At 71.9% G+C, this 19,421-nt stretch carries 18 protein-coding genes; 6 read left to right on the top strand and 12 right to left on the bottom strand.

Features of this window, described 5'->3' with window-relative positions; genetic code table 11:
- The 4 genes from KUM38_RS12015 to KUM38_RS12000 form a co-directional block, all read right to left on the bottom strand.
- Window positions 1-417: a pilus assembly protein gene (locus KUM38_RS12015; RefSeq protein ID WP_217129319.1), complete on the bottom strand. Its 417-nt coding sequence runs from the start codon at window positions 415-417 to the stop codon at window positions 1-3.
- Entirely contained in the window at window positions 414-1,667 is a 1,254-nt protein-coding gene (locus KUM38_RS12010; RefSeq protein ID WP_217129318.1) for an AAA family ATPase, read from the bottom strand. The genes KUM38_RS12015 and KUM38_RS12010 overlap by 4 nt, the downstream gene beginning before the upstream one ends.
- Window positions 1,668-1,676: 9 nt before the next feature.
- The gene (cpaB, locus tag KUM38_RS12005; RefSeq protein ID WP_217129317.1) at window positions 1,677-2,384 is read right to left on the bottom strand and encodes a Flp pilus assembly protein CpaB; all 708 of its coding nucleotides are present in this window, start codon (window positions 2,382-2,384) and stop codon (window positions 1,677-1,679) included.
- 62 nt (window positions 2,385-2,446) lie between these two features.
- Complete coding sequence (locus KUM38_RS12000) at window positions 2,447-3,280, bottom strand: hypothetical protein (RefSeq protein WP_217129631.1); 834 nt, start codon at window positions 3,278-3,280, stop codon at window positions 2,447-2,449.
- Window positions 3,281-3,685: 405 nt separating this feature from the next.
- Between KUM38_RS12000 and KUM38_RS11995 the strand changes: the two genes are divergently transcribed.
- The 3 genes from KUM38_RS11995 to KUM38_RS11985 all read left to right on the top strand — a co-directional run bounded on the left by KUM38_RS11995 (window position 3,686) and on the right by KUM38_RS11985 (window position 7,404).
- On the top strand, window positions 3,686-5,395 hold the full coding sequence (locus tag KUM38_RS11995; protein WP_217129316.1) for a chitinase: 1,710 nt from the start codon (window positions 3,686-3,688) through the stop codon (window positions 5,393-5,395).
- 162 nt (window positions 5,396-5,557) lie between these two features.
- Complete coding sequence (locus tag KUM38_RS11990) at window positions 5,558-6,067, top strand: SigE family RNA polymerase sigma factor (RefSeq protein WP_217129315.1); 510 nt, start codon at window positions 5,558-5,560, stop codon at window positions 6,065-6,067.
- Window positions 6,068-6,129: 62 nt separating this feature from the next.
- Complete coding sequence (locus tag KUM38_RS11985) at window positions 6,130-7,404, top strand: hypothetical protein (protein ID WP_217129314.1); 1,275 nt, start codon at window positions 6,130-6,132, stop codon at window positions 7,402-7,404.
- Between the two features lie 9 nt (window positions 7,405-7,413).
- Here the strand turns inward: KUM38_RS11985 and KUM38_RS11980 are convergent, their stop codons facing one another.
- The gene (locus tag KUM38_RS11980; protein WP_217129313.1) at window positions 7,414-8,736 is read right to left on the bottom strand and encodes an Nramp family divalent metal transporter; all 1,323 of its coding nucleotides are present in this window, start codon (window positions 8,734-8,736) and stop codon (window positions 7,414-7,416) included.
- 184 nt (window positions 8,737-8,920) lie between these two features.
- Between KUM38_RS11980 and KUM38_RS11975 the strand changes: the two genes are divergently transcribed.
- Entirely contained in the window at window positions 8,921-10,261 is a 1,341-nt protein-coding gene (locus KUM38_RS11975; protein ID WP_217129312.1) for a M14 family metallopeptidase, read from the top strand.
- Between the two features lie 9 nt (window positions 10,262-10,270).
- Here KUM38_RS11975 and KUM38_RS11970 read toward each other — a convergent pair whose 3' ends face one another.
- The 7 genes from KUM38_RS11970 to KUM38_RS11945 form a co-directional block, all read right to left on the bottom strand.
- Complete coding sequence (locus KUM38_RS11970) at window positions 10,271-10,846, bottom strand: hypothetical protein (protein ID WP_217129311.1); 576 nt, start codon at window positions 10,844-10,846, stop codon at window positions 10,271-10,273.
- Window positions 10,847-10,993: 147 nt separating this feature from the next.
- Complete coding sequence (locus tag KUM38_RS42880) at window positions 10,994-11,128, bottom strand: hypothetical protein (protein ID WP_302181203.1); 135 nt, start codon at window positions 11,126-11,128, stop codon at window positions 10,994-10,996.
- Window positions 11,129-11,180: 52 nt separating this feature from the next.
- Window positions 11,181-12,314 (bottom strand): hypothetical protein, encoded by a 1,134-nt coding sequence (locus KUM38_RS11965; protein WP_217129310.1) that lies wholly within the window; start codon window positions 12,312-12,314, stop codon window positions 11,181-11,183.
- A 137-nt stretch (window positions 12,315-12,451) separates the two neighbouring features.
- Window positions 12,452-13,939: a GntP family permease gene (locus tag KUM38_RS11960; protein ID WP_217129309.1), complete on the bottom strand. Its 1,488-nt coding sequence runs from the start codon at window positions 13,937-13,939 to the stop codon at window positions 12,452-12,454.
- Window positions 13,940-14,073: 134 nt separating this feature from the next.
- Complete coding sequence (locus tag KUM38_RS11955; protein ID WP_217129308.1) at window positions 14,074-14,484, bottom strand: RidA family protein; 411 nt, start codon at window positions 14,482-14,484, stop codon at window positions 14,074-14,076.
- Complete coding sequence (locus KUM38_RS11950) at window positions 14,481-15,245, bottom strand: IclR family transcriptional regulator (protein WP_217129307.1); 765 nt, start codon at window positions 15,243-15,245, stop codon at window positions 14,481-14,483. Before KUM38_RS11950 ends, KUM38_RS11955 begins: the two co-directional genes overlap by 4 nt.
- Window positions 15,242-16,360, bottom strand: a complete 1,119-nt coding sequence (locus KUM38_RS11945; RefSeq protein WP_254397082.1) for a sugar kinase — start codon at window positions 16,358-16,360, stop codon at window positions 15,242-15,244. The genes KUM38_RS11950 and KUM38_RS11945 overlap by 4 nt, the downstream gene beginning before the upstream one ends.
- Before the next feature lie 159 nt (window positions 16,361-16,519).
- Between KUM38_RS11945 and KUM38_RS11940 the strand changes: the two genes are divergently transcribed.
- Together KUM38_RS11940 and KUM38_RS11935 are read left to right on the top strand one after the other, a co-directional pair.
- Window positions 16,520-17,785, top strand: coding sequence for an amino acid deaminase (locus tag KUM38_RS11940; protein ID WP_217129305.1), 1,266 nt, complete (start codon window positions 16,520-16,522; stop codon window positions 17,783-17,785).
- 9 nt (window positions 17,786-17,794) lie between these two features.
- Window positions 17,795-19,405, top strand: a complete 1,611-nt coding sequence (locus KUM38_RS11935; RefSeq protein ID WP_217129304.1) for an amidohydrolase family protein — start codon at window positions 17,795-17,797, stop codon at window positions 19,403-19,405.
- Window positions 19,406-19,421 lie beyond the last annotated feature (16 nt).

Genomic DNA, 19,421 nt, shown 5'->3' with positions numbered 1-19,421 from the left:
TCAGTCCGTCTCCTCCTCGACCGCGCCCGCGTGTCCCTCCACGTCGAGGGGGAGGGAGATGACACCGGGGAAGAGGAGGGGGACGCTCAGCTTCACGTCGGCGGTGACGAGACCGCCCCCGGTCGTGCAGTTCACGGTCGCTCCCTCCGCCCACGCTCCCGACAGCTTGTCCACTCCGGCCGCCCGGCAGGCGCCCTGGCGTGCGCCCGGTGCCGCCGCCGTGCCCGCCCGTACGGCCTCGTCCGCAGCATTCCCCGCGAGGATGAACGCGTACCCCACCAGGACGAGCTGCCACAGCACCACCAGCGTCACGAGGATCGTGGGGGTCATGCCGAGGAACTCGATGGTCACCTGGCCCCGGTCACGGTCCCGGTCCCGGTCGCCGTCACGCGCGGGTGATGCCGCTTTCCCGGTCATCCCCCTCCGTCCCTGCGCCGCCGGAAGCTCACCGATCCGCGGTCGCCGCGCAGCCGGCCCGTGCGCCGGTCGCCCACGGTGGCCTTGACCAGGCCGAGTTCGCCGGCCAGACCCCACAGGGCCTGCTTCACCGTGCTCTTGTTCTCCAGTTCGTGGACGCGGCCGGCGTCCACGACGGCCTGCAGTTCCTTGAAGTGGGCGGGGATCGCGGTGGCCGCGACCGCGGTGCCGGTGATCTTCCGGATGAGCGGGGGCTGGATCTCCGTGGACCGGGTGTGCCGGTTGACGACCACGGTGGTCTCCTCGGCCTTGCGGATCTGCAGCCGGTCCCACATCCGCACCGCCCGCTTGGCGCCCCGTACGGCGATCACGTCGGGGGTGGTGACCAGCAGGGCGGTGTCGGCCATCTCCACGGCCGCCGCGCCGGCGCCGCCGAGCTGGGCGCCGCAGTCGATGACGACGACCTCGTAGCGGGAGCGCAGGGCGCTGACGATCTGGCGGGCGGCGCGGTCGGTGACGTCCTCGCCGCGTTCGCCCTCGCCGGGGGCGAGCAGCAGGGCGAGGCCGGTGTCGTGGCGGAAGACGGCGTCGGCGAGGACACGCGGGGAGATGTCGTTGATGGCGGCGAGGTCGACGACGGAGCGGCGGAACTGGACGTCCAGGTAGGCGGCGACGTCACCGGTCTGGAGGTCCATGTCGACGAGGGCGGTGGTGCGGCCGGAGGCCTGGGCGGCGAGGGCGAGCTGGACGGCGGTCAGGGTCGTGCCGACGCCGCCCTTCGCCCCGCTGACGGTGACGACGGTGCCGCCGGCGCCGGTGAACACGTCGCCGCCGGAGCCGAGGTGGCGTCGTACGCCGGCGGACCACTGGGCGACGGCCTGGACGCGGCTGGCGAGTTCCTCGTAGCTGAGCGGGAGGGGGACCAGGCCGCGGGCGCCGTAGTCCATGGCGGCCTGGAAGAGGCCGGGGCTCGCGTCGGAGGTGACGAGGATGACGCCGACGGCGGGGAAGCGCAGGGCGACTTCGCGGATCAGCTCCAGGGCGGGGACGGGGCCGATCCGCTCGTGCACGACCACGACCTCGGGCAGTTCGTCGACGGACTCGGCGGCCAGGCGGGCGAGGGTGTCGACGAGCTGGGTGGAGTCGGCCACCGGGGCCACCGGCTCGGCGTCCGGGAGCTGGCTGAGCAGTGTGGTGAGGGACCGGACCGCGTCCGCGTCGCCGACTGCCGGGAGGATCCTCGTGGGCATGCGGGCCTCTCACTTGTCCTTCGCGAGTTCGTACGTCCGGTCCTGCTCCGGGACGGTGGTGTCGGTTCCGGGTGCGACCAGCGCGAGGCGGACCTGCTGGGCGAACGACTCGGCGTAGGTGATGCGCTGGGCGTCGATGGCGGACAGCGCGAAGGTGATCGGGACGGCGTCGGTGGGCTCCCGGCCGCGGTCGTTCTCGTCGGGCTGGAGGGCGGTGAGCCGGCCCACGTCGAGGACCTTGGCGTTGGTCACGATGACCCTGGACTGGTCGGGGTCGCCCTCGCGCTCGCCCTCGAAGGTGGCGTAGACGTTGACCGAGGCGCCCGGTGTGATCTTGCCGGCGACGCCGGTCGCCGCGTCGATCATGATGGCGACCTCCTGCTGTCCCGGCTGCAGGGCGGGCCGGTCCACGATCATGTCGCTCTGCAGCAGGGAGCCCTCCCGCAGTTCGGTCACGGCGATCTTGCCCCGGATCTCGCCCAGGTCGGTGACGGCGTTCTTCGACAGCCACCGCTCGGGCATCGAGATCTTCTCGAACTGGTCCGTGCTGAGGGGGGTGTAGGGCTTCACCTCCGTCTTCAGCCGGTACGCGGTGACCTCGGGGCCGACCTTGGACTCCACGTCGCTGATGACGGAGAGCACGCCGGCGAACGCGCCGAGGGCGCACAGGACCGACAGAAGGAGGAGTATCACGCCGCGGCGCTGACGGGAGTTCATGAACCGTGCAACCTCATCGGGGATATCGGTCGAGCGGAATCGGGACTGTGCGGTGGGCGGGGTCAGGTGCCCCGGGTGAGGGCCGGGGTGCCCTCGGGGGCGGGTGGTACGGCGGAACAGAACACGCACCGGTCGCCGATGACGTCGATGCCGCACCAGTGGCAGCTGCCGCGCCGTACGGAGGTGACCAGCTGGTACAGGACGGACAGGTCGGGCAGGTAGGCGCAGAACTCGACGATCCTGCCGGTCCCCCACCAGCCGGGGGACTCGGCGGGCAGCGGTGTCTCGCGCAGGCCCTGGACCTTCCAGGAGGGGGCCAGGGTGGTGGTGACCCAGTCGGACTGGAGCTGGCCCTTGGCGACGAGCATCCAGGTGCCGAACTCGGGTCCGTCGAGGGAGGTTTCCGGGCCGAGGCGGACGAGTTGCGGCCGCGGGTGGGCGAGTACGGCGAACTGGCTGCCGGGCATCCAGGACTTCGCGTGCTGCTTCAGGTCGACGGGGACGCGGTCGAGGCGGGCGACGGAGCCGAGCAGGGCCCCGGAGTGGATGTAGTGGATCAGCAGCCGGCCGGCGGACGCGAGGACGCCGGGGCTGAGGTCGCAGGAGGCGAGCTGTCGCAACTGGCGGGCCAGGACCGCGAGTCCGAGGGGCGGGAGATCGGGGCGGAAGAGGGCTATCCGGTCGCTCTCCAGCAGGGAGCGCAGGGTGTGCAGGCGCCGCTGGACGGCGAGGGGGGCGGCCTGGGAGCAGACCACGATGACGTGCCCGTGGTGCTCGACGAGCAGTTGCAGCTCGGACAGGACCTGTTCGAGCGGGCGGGTGTCGACGTCCCGCAGCACGACGGCGGGCAGGGTTCGTTCGTCCTGGGCCGGCAGCGCCATGTCGGCGCCGGTCACGGCAATGGCAGTTGGCACGCGCGGCTCCCCGTTCTCCCCAGGCCCCTCGGCCCACCGGGCGTCACTCCGATGCACCCCGGTGACTTCACTGCGTGACTACGTCAGCACTGTATCCGCGGGCCTGTGACCGGAGAACAGCGTTTGAGTAGCCGGACGGCAACTACCGATGCACAAGGTGCGCCAAAACGGGACACGTTGAGCATCTCGCCGGTCTCGATCGGGCCCCGTAGGTGTGGATCTCGTGCACCGCCTTGACGCCGGACGGTGTCCTGAGGTCGGCTCACCGGTCGATTTTGGTCTGGACCTATTGACAACAGGATTGGTCTGGACCACCTTGTGCTGCACACGGTGGCCACCGTCGCCCGCTCCTCCCTCCCCCACCCTTCTCCCCCACCGGAGGCCCCCATGAACCGCGCACCAGGAACACCCGTCCGCCGCAGACGTCTCTGGGCCGGAGCCTTCGTCTCCGTCCTCGCCCTCGCCCTTCCCCTCGCCGGCGCGGGCCAGGCGTCCGCGGCGGACGTCAACAACGCCAAGAACGCCGGTTTCGAGGCGGGCCTGAGCAACTGGACCTGTTCGGCGAACAGCGGCACGACCGTCTCCTCCCCGGTGCACGGCGGTACGGCCGCGCTCAGGGCCACGCCCGCCGGGCAGGACAACGCCCGCTGCACCCAGACGGTCGCGGTGAAGCCGAACTCCACGTACGACCTGAGCGGCTGGGTGCAGGGCGGGTACGCCTACCTGGGCGTGACCGGCACCGGCACGACGGACGTGTCCACCTGGACCCCGGACTCCGGCAGCTGGAAGCGGCTGTCGACGAGCTTCACCACCGGCTCCTCCACCACCTCGGTGACGGTCTACACCCACGGCTGGTACGGCCAGGCCGCCTACCACGTGGACGACCTGTCGGTGTTCGGCCCCGACGGGGGCGGCGGCGGTGACACGGAGCCGACGGTCCCGGGCACACCGGGCGGTCTGTCCGTCTCCGGTACGACGTCGTCGTCGGTGTCGCTGGCCTGGAACGCGGTGTCCGGGGCGACCGGGTACACGATCTACCGCGACGGTGCGAAGGTGACGGCCGTGTCGGGCACCTCGGCGACCGTGACCGGGCTCGCGGCCTCGACGTCGTACTCCTTCCAGGTCGCCGCCACCAACGCGGCGGGCGAGTCGCCGAAGTCGACCGCGGTGACGGCACGGACGAAGGAGAACGACTCGGGCGGGGGCGGTGACCTGCCCGAGCACGCCGTCACGGGTTACTGGCAGAACTTCAACAACGGCGCGGCGGTGCAGCGCGTCTCGGACGTCCAGTCCCACTACGACATCATCGCGGTCGCCTTCGCCGACGCCACCGGCACTCCGGGCGCCGTCACCTTCAACCTGGACTCGGCGGGCCTGAACGGCTACACCGTCGACCAGTTCAAGGCGGACGTCCGGGCCAAGCAGGCGGCCGGGAAGAAGGTCATCATCTCCGTCGGCGGCGAGAAGGGCACCGTCTCGGTGAACGACTCCGCCTCGGCGACGAACTTCGCGAACTCGGTGTACGCGCTGATGCAGGAGTACGGCTTCGACGGCGTCGACATCGACCTGGAGAACGGCCTCAACGCGACCTACATGACGCAGGCGCTGCGGTCGCTGTCGGCCAAGGCCGGTCCGTCGATGATCCTGACGATGGCACCGCAGACCATCGACATGCAGTCGACGTCCAACGCGTACTTCCGCACCGCGCTGAACGTGAAGGACATCCTCACGGTCGTCAACATGCAGTACTACAACAGCGGTTCCATGCTGGGCTGCGACGGCAAGGTCTACAGCCAGGGCTCGGTCGACTTCCTGACCGCGCTGGCCTGCATCCAGCTGGAGGGCGGTCTCGACCCGTCCCAGGTGGGCCTCGGCCTGCCGGCCTCGACGCGGGGCGCGGGCAGCGGCTACGTCTCCCCGACGGTCGTGAACAACGCCCTGGACTGCCTCACCAAGGGCACCAACTGCGGCACCTTCAAGCCGTCGAGGACCTACCCGTCCCTGCGGGGCGCGATGACCTGGTCCACGAACTGGGACGCCACGGCCGGCAACGCCTGGTCCAACGCGGTGGGCCCGCACGTCCACGCCCTGCCGTAACCGACGCGCCGGCGCCCGTACTCCGCCCCCTGCCCACGGTGACGTGGGCGGGGGGCGGTCGCGTTCCGCCGTGAAGTCCGCATGAAACATTTCCCCCGCCCCACCGCATCAATGAGGTGAAGGCAGCGGACGCGGGGCGGACGAGCACAGGGGGCGCGGCAGATGAGACAGACGCGGGCGGACGAGTACGCCGAGTTCGCGGCGGCGCGGGCGGGGCACCTGTACCGGTCCGCGTGTCTGCTCACCGCCGGGGACACGCATCTGGCCGAGGATCTCGTGCAGGAGACCTTCGGGCGGCTGTACGTCCGCTGGGGACGCGTCTCCCGGGTCGGGAACCCGGCCGGGTACGCGCAGACCGTGCTCACCCGGACCTTCCTCGCCCACCAGCGGCGGCGCAGCAGCCGTGAGCGGGCGACGGACGTGTTCCCCGACCTGCCGGGCGCCGCCGACGCGGACGCTCCCCTGCGCCTGACCCTGCTGGACGCGCTCGCCCGGCTGCCCGCCAAGGACCGGGCCGTCATCGTCCTGCGGTACTGGGAGGACCGCTCGGTCGAGCAGACCGCCGACGTGATGAACGTCAGCTCGGCGGCCGTGCGGACGCGGTGCGTGCGTGCGCTCGGCCGGTTGCGGGAGCTGCTGGGGGAGGACCTCTCGGAGTACTCCAGATCCTGACGCCGGCCGTCCCGCCTTCCTCGGACCTCATATCTCACACCTTGCGGAAAGGGTGGTTCGTCATGCCCGAACACCAGCACCAGGACCCCTTCGAGGACCGGCTCGCCGCCGCCCTGCGCGACACCGGCGGTGATTTCCGGGCCGACGGCACGGCCCTCGCCGCCGGCGGGCGGACCCGCGGGCGCCGGGCGCTGACGCGGCGCCGGGCCGGCGTGCTCGGCGGGGTGGCCGGGGTCGCCCTGGTCGGGGTGGGCGGGGCCCTGCTCCTGCCGCCGGACGGCTCCTCCGACCCCGAGCGACGCACCGTCGCCTCCCAGGCCACCGCCGGCGCGTCCGCCTCGGCCACCCCGGCCCCGCCCCCCGTCTCCGGCGACGCCCTCCTCTCGTCGCTCAAGGAACTGCTCCCCGAAGGGAAGTTCAGCGAGGAGGACGCCCGGGGGTCGGGCGAGAAGCCGGGACCGTACGCGTACCTCGTGTACGACGACGCGGAGGGCGCGGCCGCGATCAGCGTGGGCCTAGCCCGGGTCGAGCCCGGAAGCGAGCAGGTGCGGCAGCTGACGGAGTGTCCGGACGAGACGTTCACCCCGTACGACGAGTGCAGCTCCACCCGGCTGCCCGACGGCTCGCTGCTCAAGCTGTTCCAGGGCTACGAGTATCCCGACCGGCGCGTCGACACCAAGCTCTGGTCCGCCGACCTCGTCACGAGCAAGGGCCAGCACGTCACCGTGAGCGAGTGGAACTCCCCTGCCCAGAAGGGCGCCCCGGTGACACGGGAGGACCCGCCGCTGTCCACCGCGCAGTTGAAGGAGGTCGTCACGGCCGACGTGTGGCGCCGGGCGGTGGACGCCATCCCGGTCGAGCCGACGCCGCCCGGGTCCGCCACCGCGCCGGAACACGCGCCGCCGGGCGCCTCCGGCAAGGACATCTCCCAGACCCTCGTCGGGCTGCTCCCCAAGAATCTGGACGTGGTCGAGCAGGGCGGCCAGGACAGCGGGTTCAGCTACGTCGTCGTCGACGACGGCCGGGGCGGGAGCCTCGTCCAGATCAACGTGCAGCACGGCATGAACGACGTCGCCGACCAGCTCTACCGCTCCGGCGAGACCCTCCCCGACGGCACCCGCGTCGCCGTACGGCAGGGCGACGGTGACGACCGCGTCGCCGGGGTCGTCATGTGGACCGTCGACACCCTGCGGCCCGGCGAGGACGGCTTCCGTGTGGTGGTCAGCGCGTTCAACAACGACGCCACGCACGCCGAGCCCACCCGCGACGCTCCCGCGCCGACCATCGACCAGCTGCGGGAGATCGCGCTCAGCCCGGAGTGGGAGAAGCTGCGGTAGGGGACCGGCCTAGAAGAACTCCGACCACGGCTGGTCCCAGATCTGCTTCACGCACAGCACCAGGAACAGCAGCCCGGCCACGGCCAGCATGCCGTTGCTCAGCCGGCCGTTGCGCCACTCGCGCGGTGTGCGGGCGGAGTTGAGGAGCCACAGCAGGGTGAGGGCGAGGAAGGGCATGAAGGCGGCGCCCAGGACGCCGTAGATGATGATCAGGCGGAAGGGCTGGCCCTGGAAGAGCAGGACCATGGGCGGGAAGGTGAGCCAGAGGAGGTAGGCGCGGAAGGCCCAGGAGCGTTCGCGGCGCCCCGAGGCCAGCTCGTCGCCCCGCGCCTCCCGCTCGCCCCGCCGCCGGGCCAGGAAGTCGGCGAACATCAGGCTCACTCCGTGCCAGACGCCGATCAGGGAGGTGAAGGAGGTGGCGAAGAAGCCGATCAGGAAGAGCTTGCCGGTGGCCGTGCCGTACTGCTGCTCCAGGATGTCGCCGAGCTGGATCAGGCCCTTGTCGCCGCTCGCGATCGCGATGTTCGCCGAGTGCAGCAGCTCGGCGCCGACGAAGAGCATCGCGACGACGAAGACGCCGGTGGTGGCGTAGGCGACCCGGTTGTCCAGGCGCATGACCTTCATCCAGCCGGTGTTCGTCCAGCCCTTGGCGTTGACCCAGTAGCCGTACGCGGCCAGCGTGATGGTGCCGCCGACGCCGCCGATCAGGCCGAGGGTGTTGAGGACGGAGTCCTTCTCGTCCGGGAGGACCGGGAGGAGTCCGGCGAAGGCGTCGCCGAGATTCGGGGTGACGCGGATCGCCAGGTAGACGGTGACGACGAACATGACGCCCACCAGGACCGTCATGACCTTCTCGAAGACGTCGTACTTGTTGAACCAGACGAAGACCAGGCCCACCAGACCGCAGGCGATGCCCCACCATTCGAGGTCCATCACGTCCGGGAAGAGGGCCTGGAGCGGCAGGGCGCTGGACGACATCGCGGCCGCGCCGTAGACGAAGCCCCAGATCACGGCGTAGACGGCGAAGAACCAGGTCGTCCAGTTGCCGAGGCTCGCCCAGCCGTCGAAGAGCGTGCGCCCGGTGGACAGGTGCCACCGGCCGCACGCCTCGGCGAGGGAGATCTTCACCAGACAGCCGATGACCGCGGCCCACAGCAGGGTGTAGCCGAAGTTGCTGCCCGCGATGAGAGTGGCCACGAGGTCGCCGGCGCCGACACCGGTCGCGGCGACGACGATGCCGGGACCGATGTGACGCCAACTGGACTTACGGGGAGCCGGGCCGGCCCCGCCTGGTGCGCCGGTGTCTCTGATGTTGCCCGTGGTGTCCGCCATGGAGGTCAAGAAAGCCCATGGCCGCCGGTCGGACAAGAGGGCGTGCGGGGATCTTCACGGGATGCACCTGGTCGAGTGATCGGCCGGAACCTCCATCTTGACCGGGCCATGTCACTCCGTGACGATGACCGCACCGCACCACGCACGTCGCCATGAACAACCCCACCTCCCACAAGGAGACTTCATGCGACTCCGCATCCGCGGCAGACGGCGCTCCGCCGCGCTCGCCGCCCTCCTCGCCCTCGCCCTCGCGGCACCCCTGTCGCTGACGGCGACCCAGGCCGGCGCGGCCGGCGCCGGCCGCGCCGCACCCTCGGCCGACGACATCCGCCAGTACGAGATCCACCAGCACACGACCCCCGTGACCCGTACGGCGATCCAGCGCTCCGGCGTCACCGTGGACGAGGCCGACGAGGAGACCGTGGTGGTCTCCGGGCGCGCGGACCAGATCCGGGCGCTGCGGCGACAGGGGTACGAGGTCACGCCCCTGGGCGCCGCTCCCGACCGCTCGTCCGCCGCCGACGGCGCGCGGCTGTTCGACTTCCCCTCGGCCGACTCCCGCTACCACAACTACGCGGAGATGACCGCGGAGATCGACCAGCGGCTGTCGGCGTACCCGGGCATCATGAGCAAGCGGGTGATCGGCAAGTCCTACCAGGGCCGCGACATCGTCGCCATCAAGATCAGCGACAACGTGGCGACCGACGAGAGCGAACCCGAGGTCCTGTTCACCCACCACCAGCACGCCCGCGAGCACCTCACCGTGGAGATGGCCCTGTACCTGCTGCGCGAGCTCGGCGCCGGGTACGGCAGCGACTCCCGGATCACCAGCATGGTCAACGGCCGGGAGATCTGGATCGTCCCCGACCTCAACCCGGACGGCGGCGAGTACGACATCGCCTCCGGCTCCTACCGCTCCTGGCGCAAGAACCGCCAGCCCAACTCCGGTTCGTCGTACGTCGGCACCGACCTGAACCGCAACTGGGACTACCGCTGGGGCTGCTGCGGCGGCTCCTCGGGCTCCACGTCCTCCGAGACGTACCGCGGTTCCGCCCCCGAGTCCGCGACCGAGGTGAAGGTCGTGGCGAACTTCGTGCGCAGCCGGGTCGTCGGCGGGGTGCAGCAGATCAAGGCCGGCGTCGACTTCCACACCTACAGCGAGCTGGTGCTGTGGCCGTTCGGCTACACCTACTCCGACACCACCACCGGCATGACGGCCGACGACCACGCCGCGTTCAAGGCCGTCGGCCAGAAGATGGCGGCCAGCAACGGCTACACGCCCCAGCAGTCCAGCGACCTGTACATCACGGACGGGTCGATCGACGACTACCTGTGGGGCACGCACCGGATCTTCGGCTACACCTTCGAGATGTACCCGGGTTCCAGCTCCGGAGGCGGGTTCTACCCGCCCGACGAGGTCATCGAGCGGGAGACGTCCCGTAACCGGGACGCCGTCCTGCAACTCCTGGAGAACGCGGACTGCATGTACCGCTCCATCGGCAAGGAGGCGCAGTACTGCCGTTGAGGGCGGCCGCTACTTCCCGGCGTCGTCCTCGGTGCTCTCCGCGGCCTCGGCGTCCTCGGTGGACTCGCCGGCGTCGTCCTCGAAGTACTCGTCCAGGACCGCGTCCAGAGCGGTGTCCCACTCGGCGAAGCGGCTCCTGGACGGGGCCTCGATCTCCAGCGGGTACCAGCGGCTGTCCGGGGTGTGGACGGTGACCGTCCAGCGCTTGCCGAAGCGGGCGGTCTCCGTCTCCACCGCGCCGATCTCGTCCCAGCGGAACTCGCACTCCTGGTCGTCCAGGCGCAGGCGTACCCCGCTGTGGTCGGCGACGATCCGGGCGCGGCGGTCGGACGCCTCGAAGACGGGACCGTCGGGGGCCACGTCCTCCTCGGGCGCGGCCTCCGCCCCCGGCTCCTGCTCCGCCTCCGGCTCCGGGGTGGCGTCCTGCTCCGGGGCCGTCCCGGGGGCGGTGTCCTCCGGCTCGTCCGTCTTCGCCTTCGCGTCCACCTCCCGGCCGGACGCGGGTGAGGTGAGCCCGGGGATGAAGGCCGGGTCGAATCCGGCGCCCTCCAGGGGCTGGCTGCTCGAACCTATGCGCTGCTCCACACCGCAGGAGTATGGTCGATAAACCTGTGCCGGGAACAGCCACCCCGCCGTTCATTCGCGCTCACCCACGTCACAGTGGTGCATCGGCCGTCATTCGTCCATGAATACGATGCGCCGCGTCCTGCCCCCCGTCGCCCGGTACGGGCGTCACCGCGCCCCGGCCTGGCGGCGGCGGACGACGGTCAGCAGGGCGGCGAGGCGCTCGCGGGTGGGGCCGGTGACGAGGTCGGCCGGCCGGTGCCGGTCGGCGGCGGCCGCGGCCGGCACGGCGTACGGATTCACTGCTCCCCCTTGCCGTCGGTTGCCCGCCGTCCGTGCCGGCCGGCCGGCGGGACTACGGACGCCTCCCGGCCAGAAGCCGTTCCACCAGGTCGGCACGGGCGTGGCGGCGCATCACCAGGTGGACGTCCCAGGGGGCGCCGCGCGCCAGTTCGGCCTCGACGGCCGTCCACAGCGCGCCGAAGCTCTCCAGGGCGGACAGCCCGCCGCGGCCGGCTCCCAGCAGGGGCAGGCAGATGGAGGTGAGCGGCGGGTCGTGGCGCCCGGACTCCGCGGTCAGCTGCCGGAAGGCCCGGCCGACGGCACGGGTGATGTCGGCCGGCTGGACGTCGTAGTCGTTGGTCCCGGGGCGGGGCACGGCGACGGCCAGATGGTAGATGTGGCGGACGCCCTGGTCCGCGAGGGCGCCGGCGGAGGTGACGGCGACCGTGCCGGGCAGGGCCGCCCGGCCGGGGATGCCGTGGCGCACGGCCCAGTCGCGCAGTTCGTCGTGGACGTGGTCCTCGACGACGCCGCCGGTCGCGTCGGTGCGCGCCCCGGCCCGGCGCAGCGTCGCGGCGACCGAGGCTTTGTAGGGGGCGGGCAACGCGAAGTACGTGTTGGAGGGGGAGACGACGACGTCGACGCCCCGCAGGAGGTCCACCGAGTGGACGTGCAGGGTGACCGGCACGGTCCGGCCGTGGACGTGCGGCTTGACCACGCGGTGCGCGGGGGCGAGTTCGGGCCGCCCGGCGGCGGGCGTGTCGTGTCCGGTCCGGGGCGCGGGGAGCCGCACGGCGTCGGTGGCGGGGGCCGCGGCACCGGCCGCGAGGCCGAGGATCCGTTCGGTGATCTGTCCCAGCACCATCAACTCGTGGTGCTTGCGGAAGCGTTCGACGCTGACGCCGTACACCTCGGCGGCCCGGCGGCGCCGGTCGGCGGGGGGCCAGTCGCGGGTGCCCTGGGCGAGACCGAGGGTGTACTCGGCGGCGTCCTGCAGGGTTCCGCCGCCGATGCCGGCGACGGCTTCCCGGAGCAGCCGCTCGACCGCGAGGACGGGTAACTCCCCCGTCGTGCCGAGGCGTTCGCGGGCGATGCGGGAGAGCTCCGGGGTGTCGAGCCCCCGGAGCCTGACGACTCCGGCCCGCCGCACCGCCCTCACCTCGGCGAGCACCGCGGCGTGATCGGGCTGGCGAGGGGGATGCGACATGGCATCAAGAATCCCATTGCCGCCTCCGCCCTCACAAGCCCGATCCGGTGCTCCCCCGGTTTCCATCGCACCGCACGGGCCGGTCGGAGGCGGGGCTCTCTCCGGTCACTTCCCGGTCGTCCCGGCGCCCGGGTGGCTCACACGACGAGACTGAGCGCGGCGGCGACCACGAAACCGGCCACGGACAGCACGCTCTCCAGCACCGTCCACGTCTTGAGCGTGTCCCGCTCGCTGATGCCGAAGTACTTGGCGACCATCCAGAAACCGCCGTCGTTGACGTGCGAGGCGAAGATCGAGCCCGCCGAGATGGCCATGATGACCAGCGCGACGAACGCCTGCGAGTGGTCCCCCTCGGCCAGCAGCGGGGCCACGATGCCCGCCGTCGTCACGATCGCCACCGTCGCCGAGCCCTGCGCGACCCGCAGCACCACGGAGATCAGGTAGGAGAGGACGATCACCGGCAGGCCGACGTCGTTGAAGGTGTCCGAGAGCGCCTGGGCGACCCCGCTGGCCTTGAGGACCGCGCCGAAGACCCCGCCGGCGCCGACCACCAGCAGGATGTTGCCGACCGGCTTGAGGGAGGACGTCGAGACGGTCTCCAGGGACTTGCGGGACCAGCCGCGCCGGATGCCCAGCAGGTAGTACGCGAGGAACAGGGCGAGGGTGAGGGCCACGAAGGGGTGACCGAAGAACTCGATGACCGAGCGGAGGGTGGAGGGGTCCAGCGCGATCGAGGAGAAGGTCGCCGCGAGGATGAGGACCAGCGGGGTGCCGATGATGCCGAGGACCGTGCCGAGCGGCACCGGCGCCTCCCGCGGCTCGACGCCGGAGGCGCGCTGCTCGGCGACGACGGCCCGCTTGGCCTCCTCGGCGGCCTCGACCATGTCCTGCGGTACGGCGACGAAGATGCGCTTGCCGATCCAGGCGGAGTAGACCCAGGCGGCGGCGACGGCCGGCAGACCGCAGACGACGCCCATGAGGATGACCCAGCCCAGGTCGACGTGGAGCAGTCCGGCGGCGGCGACCGGGCCGGGGTGCGGGGGCAGGAAGGCGTGGGTGACGGACAGGCCGGCGAGGAGGGGGAGGCAGTAGAGCAGGATCGACTTGCCGGAGCGTTTGGCGGCGGCGTAGACGATCGGCGCGAGGACGAAGATGCCGACGTCGAAGAAGACCGGGATGCCGAAGATCAGACCGGTGAGGCCCATCGCGAGCGGGGCCCGCTTCTCGCCGAACAGACCGAGCAGCCGGCCCGCCAGCACCTCCGCGCCGCCGCTGACCTCGAGGATCGCGCCGAGCATGGTGCCCAGGCCGATGATGATCGCGACATGGCCGAGGATGCCGCCCATACCGGACTCGATGGTGGACACCGCGTCCGAACGCTGGACCGTGCCGAAGAGTTCGGTGACCGACAGGCCCGCCATCAGGCCGACGGCTATGGAGACGGCGAGCAGCGCGACGAACGGCTGGAGCCGGACCTTGATGATCAGGAAGAGGAGGAGCGCGATGCCGATGGCGGCGACGGTCAGCAGGCCCGCCGTGCCGTCGAGGAGGAGGAGCAGTCCTCCGGTGTGCGGTGGTGTCTCCGCGGGTGCGGAGGCGGCGAGCGGGAGGAACGGATGGGACATGCGGGGGTCCTCTGGGTAAGGGCATGGGGCTTTCGGGCAGGGGGGATCGCGGCACGGCGTCCCAGGGGTGCGGGACGCCGTGCCGTGACGACGTACGGCGGTGAGGGGGATGTGGGGGGAGAGGGAGGGCGCGGTCAGCCGAGGACGGCGAGCGCGTCGATCTCGATGAGGAGGCCGGCGGGGAGACCGACGTAGACGGTCGTGCGGGCGGCGGGCGGCTGGGTGAGGCCCTGCTCCTCGAAGTAGGCGTTGTAGAGGTCGTTCATCTCCGCGAAGTGGTCCACGTCGGTGAGGTAGACGCGGATCATCATCACGTCGTCCCAGCTCGCACCGCCCTCCTCGAGGATCGCCTTGACGTTGGCGAGGGTCTGGAGGGTCTGCTCGCGCAGGGTCGGGCCGGCGGGCGTGGGCGGCTTGCCCTCCTCGGCGGGCAGGAACCCGACCTGGCCGGCGACCTGGAGGATGTTGCCCTTGCGGACGCCGTGGGAGAACTTCGCGGGCGGGGTGGTGTGGGTGGAGGGGGTGAGCGCGGTCTTCTCGGTCATGCGGAGCTGTCCTTCACTGGGGTTCTGCCGGAGTACTCGCCGCTGATCGCGTCCGCCGTACGGCGCACCAGCGGGAGCAGGGTGAGGAGTTCGTCGGCGGTGACGACGACGTTCGGCGCGGAGACCGACATCGCGGCGACCACCCGGCCGTCGGCGCCGCGGATCGGCGCGGCGACGCAGTTGATGGACTCCTCGTGGCCGCCGAGGTCGGTGGCCCAGCCCTGTTCGCGCACCTTGCCCAGTTCCTGGAGGAACGCGGCCGGGTTGGGTGTCGAACGGGACGTGTACATGGGGTAGTCGAGCTTCTCCGCGAGGGCGCGGCGCTCGTGCTCGGGCAGGTCGGCGAGGAGCAGCTTGGCCACGGCCGCGACGGTGATGGCGACGGGCTTGCCGATCCGTGAGTACATGCGCACCGGGTAGCGGCTCTCGACCTTGTCGATGTAGAGGACCTCGTTCTCCTCGTACACGGCGAGGTGGACGGTGTGTCCGCACGTCTCGTTGAGGCGTACGAGGTGGGCGTGGGCGATCTCGCGGACGTCGAGGTTCTCCATCGCCTCCTGGGCGAGGGCGAAGAGGCGGGCGCCGAGGCGGTAGCGCTGGTCGGACTGGCGGTAGACCAGGCCGTGCTCGTGGAGGGTGCGGAGGAGGCGGAGGGCGGTGGACTTGTGCACGCCGAGCCGGTCGGCGACCTGGCCGAGGTCGGCGGGGCCCTCCGCGAGCAGCGGGAGGATGCTCAGGGCGCGGTCTACGGTCTGGCTCATGGGGTGCGTGCCTCCTTCTCGGCCCATTCGTCTTCATCGGCTTGCGTCCAGCCGGGGCCGAGTCGCAGTCTCCCCCACGCGGTGTCGTCGAGGGCGGCGAGGCGGTCGGCGAGGGTGCGGGGCGGGGGTGGGGCGAGGTCGCCGGGGGTCGTGAGGGTGGCGGCGGCGGTGAGGTGGCCGTGGCGGAGGCGGTCGCGTACGGGCAGGCCGCGGAGGGTGGCGGAGAGGAACCCGGCGGCGAAGGCGTCCCCGGCGCCGGTGGTGGCGACTACGTCGACTTTCAGGGCGGGTTCACAGGTGCCCTGTACTGGTGCGGGACGGGGGTGGGTCGCGCGGCCCGGCGCTTGCGGGGTGCCGTCGCGCCCACCCTCCCCCACTCTCGGCTTCGCTCGAGCGGGGGGACCCCCATCGCCCCAGCGGCACGACTGCCCGCGGTGGACGGGGAGTGCGACTGCTCCTCGTGCGCCCTGTTTGACCACCAGGATGTCCGGTTCCGGGAGGGCTTCGCGGATGGACGATGGGCCGCCTGTGATGCCCCAGGCCTGCTCTGCCTCGTCCTCTCCCACGAAGACGATGTCCGCGCCGCGCGCCAGCTCCAGCAGCACCTCGGGTCCGTGGGCGTCGCGCCACAGGCCCGGGCGGTGGTTGACGTCGAAGGAGATCAGCGGCCGGTCGGGGTGGGGTGCGGTCAGCTCCCGCATCAGGGCCAGGCAGTCGGCCGACAGCGCCGCCGTGATGCCCGACAGGTGCAGGATGCGTCCCGCGCGTACCGCCTCCAGGTCGAGGTCCGCGGCCGTCATCGCGGAGGCCGCCGAGCCCGCCCGGTAGTACGCGACCTCGTGGGCGTCGGTGGAGCGGTCGCCGGCCGTGCGGAAGTAGATGCCGGTGGGCCGGGCCGGGTCGCGGCGGACGTGGGAGACGTCGACGCCGTAACCGCCGATCGCCTCGACGAGGTGGTCGCCGAAGCCGTCGGCGCCGACCCGGCTGATCCACCGGGTGGTGTGGCCCGCCGCCGCCAGCACGCACGCCACGTTGGACTCCGCGCCGCCGATGCCCCGGTCGAAGGAGGGGACGTCGGCGAGGCGGCCCGGCCGGGTGGGCAGGAACGTCACCATGGACTCGCCGAGCGCGACAACGTCCACGGCGCGGCTCCTTCTCTTCTGCGGGTGGGGCGGTGTCCGTTGACCCCGCGTGGCCGAGATGTTAGACAGCGTTAAGCGATATACGCAACGGGTGTTGCAGACAGTGCAACACACCTGATCAGGGAGGTTCCGATGGTCCTCGACGCTCTCGCCCGCCTCACCGAGGAACGGGTCGACCACCGCTTCAAGGGCCTCCCGCCGGACGCGGAGGGGCTGACCGTCGGCGAGCTGGCCGCCCAGCGCCGCAACCTCTTCACCGACGGCTTCACCACCCCCGTGCTCGCGCTCTCCGCCGAGCGCCTGGAGCACAATCTGAGGCTGATGGAGACGTACGCCGCACGGCACGGGCTCGCCTTCGCGCCGCACGGCAAGACCTCCATGGCGCCGCAGCTCTTCCACCGCCAGATCGAGCACGGGGCGTGGGGCATCACGCTCGCGGTTCCGCACCAGGTGCGGGTGGCGCGGGCGTTCGGGGTCCAGCGGGTCTTCCTCGCCAATGAGCTGATCGACGCGGCGGCCCTGCGGTGGATCGCCGCCGAGCTGGACGCCGACCCCGGGTTCCGTTTCCTCTGCTACGTCGACTCCGTGCGCGGGGTCGAGCTGATGGACGCGGCGCTCGCCGGGGCTTCCCGCCCCGTGGACGTGGTCGTCGAGCTGGCCGCCGGGGAGGGCGCGCGCACCGGTGTGCGGACGGAGGCGGAGTGCGCCGCCGTCGCCGACGCCGTGGCGGGCGCGCGGGCGCTGCGGCTGGTCGGGGTCGCCGGGTACGAGGGCGAGGTGCCGCGGGCGGACCCGGAGCGGGTGCACGCCTGGCTGCGGCGGCTGGTGTCGCTCGCCGTGGACTTCGACAAGGCGGGGCGGTTCGCGGGCCTCGACGAGATCGTGGTGAGCGCGGGCGGCAGCGCCTGGTTCGACGCGGTGGCCGATGTCTTCGCCGAGGTCCCGGACCTCTCCGCGCCCGTGCTGAAGCTGCTGCGCTCGGGCGCGTACGTCTCGCACGACGACGGTCACTACCGCAAGCTGACCCCCTTCAACCGGGTCCCGGAGGAGGGCGCGCTGGAACCGGCGTTCCGGCTGTGGACGCAGGTGGTGTCCCGGCCGTCCGCCGAGCAGGCGTTCACCAACGCGGGCAAGCGGGACGCGGCCCACGACCTCGATCTGCCGTTCGCCCAGGTGGTCCGCCGGGACGGGAGCGAGCGCCCGGCCACCGGGATCTCGGTGACCGGGCTGTCCGACCAGCACGCGTGGCTGCGCACCACCGGGGAGGCCGACCTGGAGGTGGGAGACTGGGTGGGGCTCGGGCTGTCGCACCCGTGCACGTCGTTCGACAAGTGGGTGCTCATTCCCGTCGCCGAGGCGGACGGCACGGTGGTCGACTACGTCCGTACGTTCTTCTAGGAGGCCGGCATGGAAGAGCTCGTCATCCGGGACGCGGACGTCGTCGACGGCTCCGGCGACCACGCGTACCGCGCGGACGTGGTGGTGGACGGTGGCCGCATCGTCTCCATCGTGAAGGAGGCGGCGGACGCGGGCTGTCAGCGCCCGAAGGCCCGCCGCGAACTGGACGCCGAGGGGCTGGTGCTGGCCCCCGGCTTCATCGACATGCACGCCCACAGCGACCTGGCGCTGCTGCGCGACCCCGACCACAGCGCCAAGGCCGCACAGGGCGTCACCCTCGAGGTCCTGGGCCAGGACGGGCTGTCGTACGCGCCGGTCGACGACCGGACGCTCGGCGAGGTGCGCCGGGCGATCGCCGGGTGGAACGGCTCCGGCGACGACATCGACGTCGACTGGCGGTCGGTGGGCGAGTACCTGGACCGGCTCGACCGGGGCATCGCGGTCAACGCCGCGTATCTGATCCCGCAGGGCACGGTCCGCGCGCTCGCCGTCGGCTGGGAGGACCGGGAGGCCACGCCCGAAGAGCTGGACCGGATGCGGCGGTTGGTCGCGGAGGGCATGGAGCAGGGCGCGGTCGGCATGTCGTCGGGGCTGACGTACACGCCCGGCATGTACGCCAAGGACGCCGAACTGACCGAGTTGTGCCGGGTGGTGGCGTCGTACGGCGGTTACTACTGCCCGCACCACCGCTCGTACGGCGCCGGGGCGCTGGAGGCGTACGAGGAGATGGTGGCGCTGACGCGGGAAGCGGGCTGCCCGCTGCATCTCGCGCACGCCACGATGAACTTCGGCGTGAACAAGGGCCGGGCGCCCGAACTGCTGGCCCTGCTGGACGACGCGCTGGACGCCGGGGCCGACATCACGCTCGACACCTACCCCTACACCCCGGGCTGCACCACCCTCGTGGCGCTGCTGCCGAGCTGGGCGAGCGAGGGCGGTCCGGAGGAGATCCTGCGGCGGCTCGCCGACGACGGGACCGCCGAGCGGATCCGGCACCATTTGGAGGTCACCGGCTCGGACGGCTGCCACGGCGTGCCCGTGGAGTGGGAGACCATCGAGATCTCGGGGGTCGGCGACCCGGTGCTCGGCGAGTACGTGGGCCGTACGGTCCTGGAGTCGGCGCGGGCGCGCGGCGAGTCGCCCTGGACGGTCGCGCGGGAGCTGCTGCTGAAGGACAGGCTCGCCCCGACGATCCTCCAGCACGTCGGCCACGAGGAGAACGTACGGGCGATCATGCGGCACCGGGTGCACACCGGCGGCTCGGACGGCATCCTGCAGGGCGCCAAGCCGCACCCGCGCGCGTACGGCACGTTCCCGCACTACCTCGGGCACTACGTGCGGGAGCTGGGGGTGCTGTCGCTGGAGGAGTGCGTGGCGCACCTGACCTCGCGCCCGGCCGCCCGGCTGCGGCTGCCGGACCGGGGGCTGGTCCGCGAGGGGTACCGGGCGGACCTGGTGCTCTTCGACCCGAGGACCGTTGCCGCGGGGTCGACCTTCGCCGAGCCCCGGACGCTGCCGACGGGCATCCCGTACGTGCTGGTCGACGGGCGGTTCGTGATCGAGGACGGGCGGCGCACGGACGTGCTGGCGGGACGGGCGGTCCGCAGGACTCCCCGCTGACCGCCCGCCCTCGCGT

This window comes from Streptomyces sp. AC558_RSS880, from assembly GCF_019049255.1.
Classification (GTDB): domain Bacteria; phylum Actinomycetota; class Actinomycetes; order Streptomycetales; family Streptomycetaceae; genus Streptomyces.
This window is presented reverse-complemented; position numbering and strand designations above follow the sequence as displayed.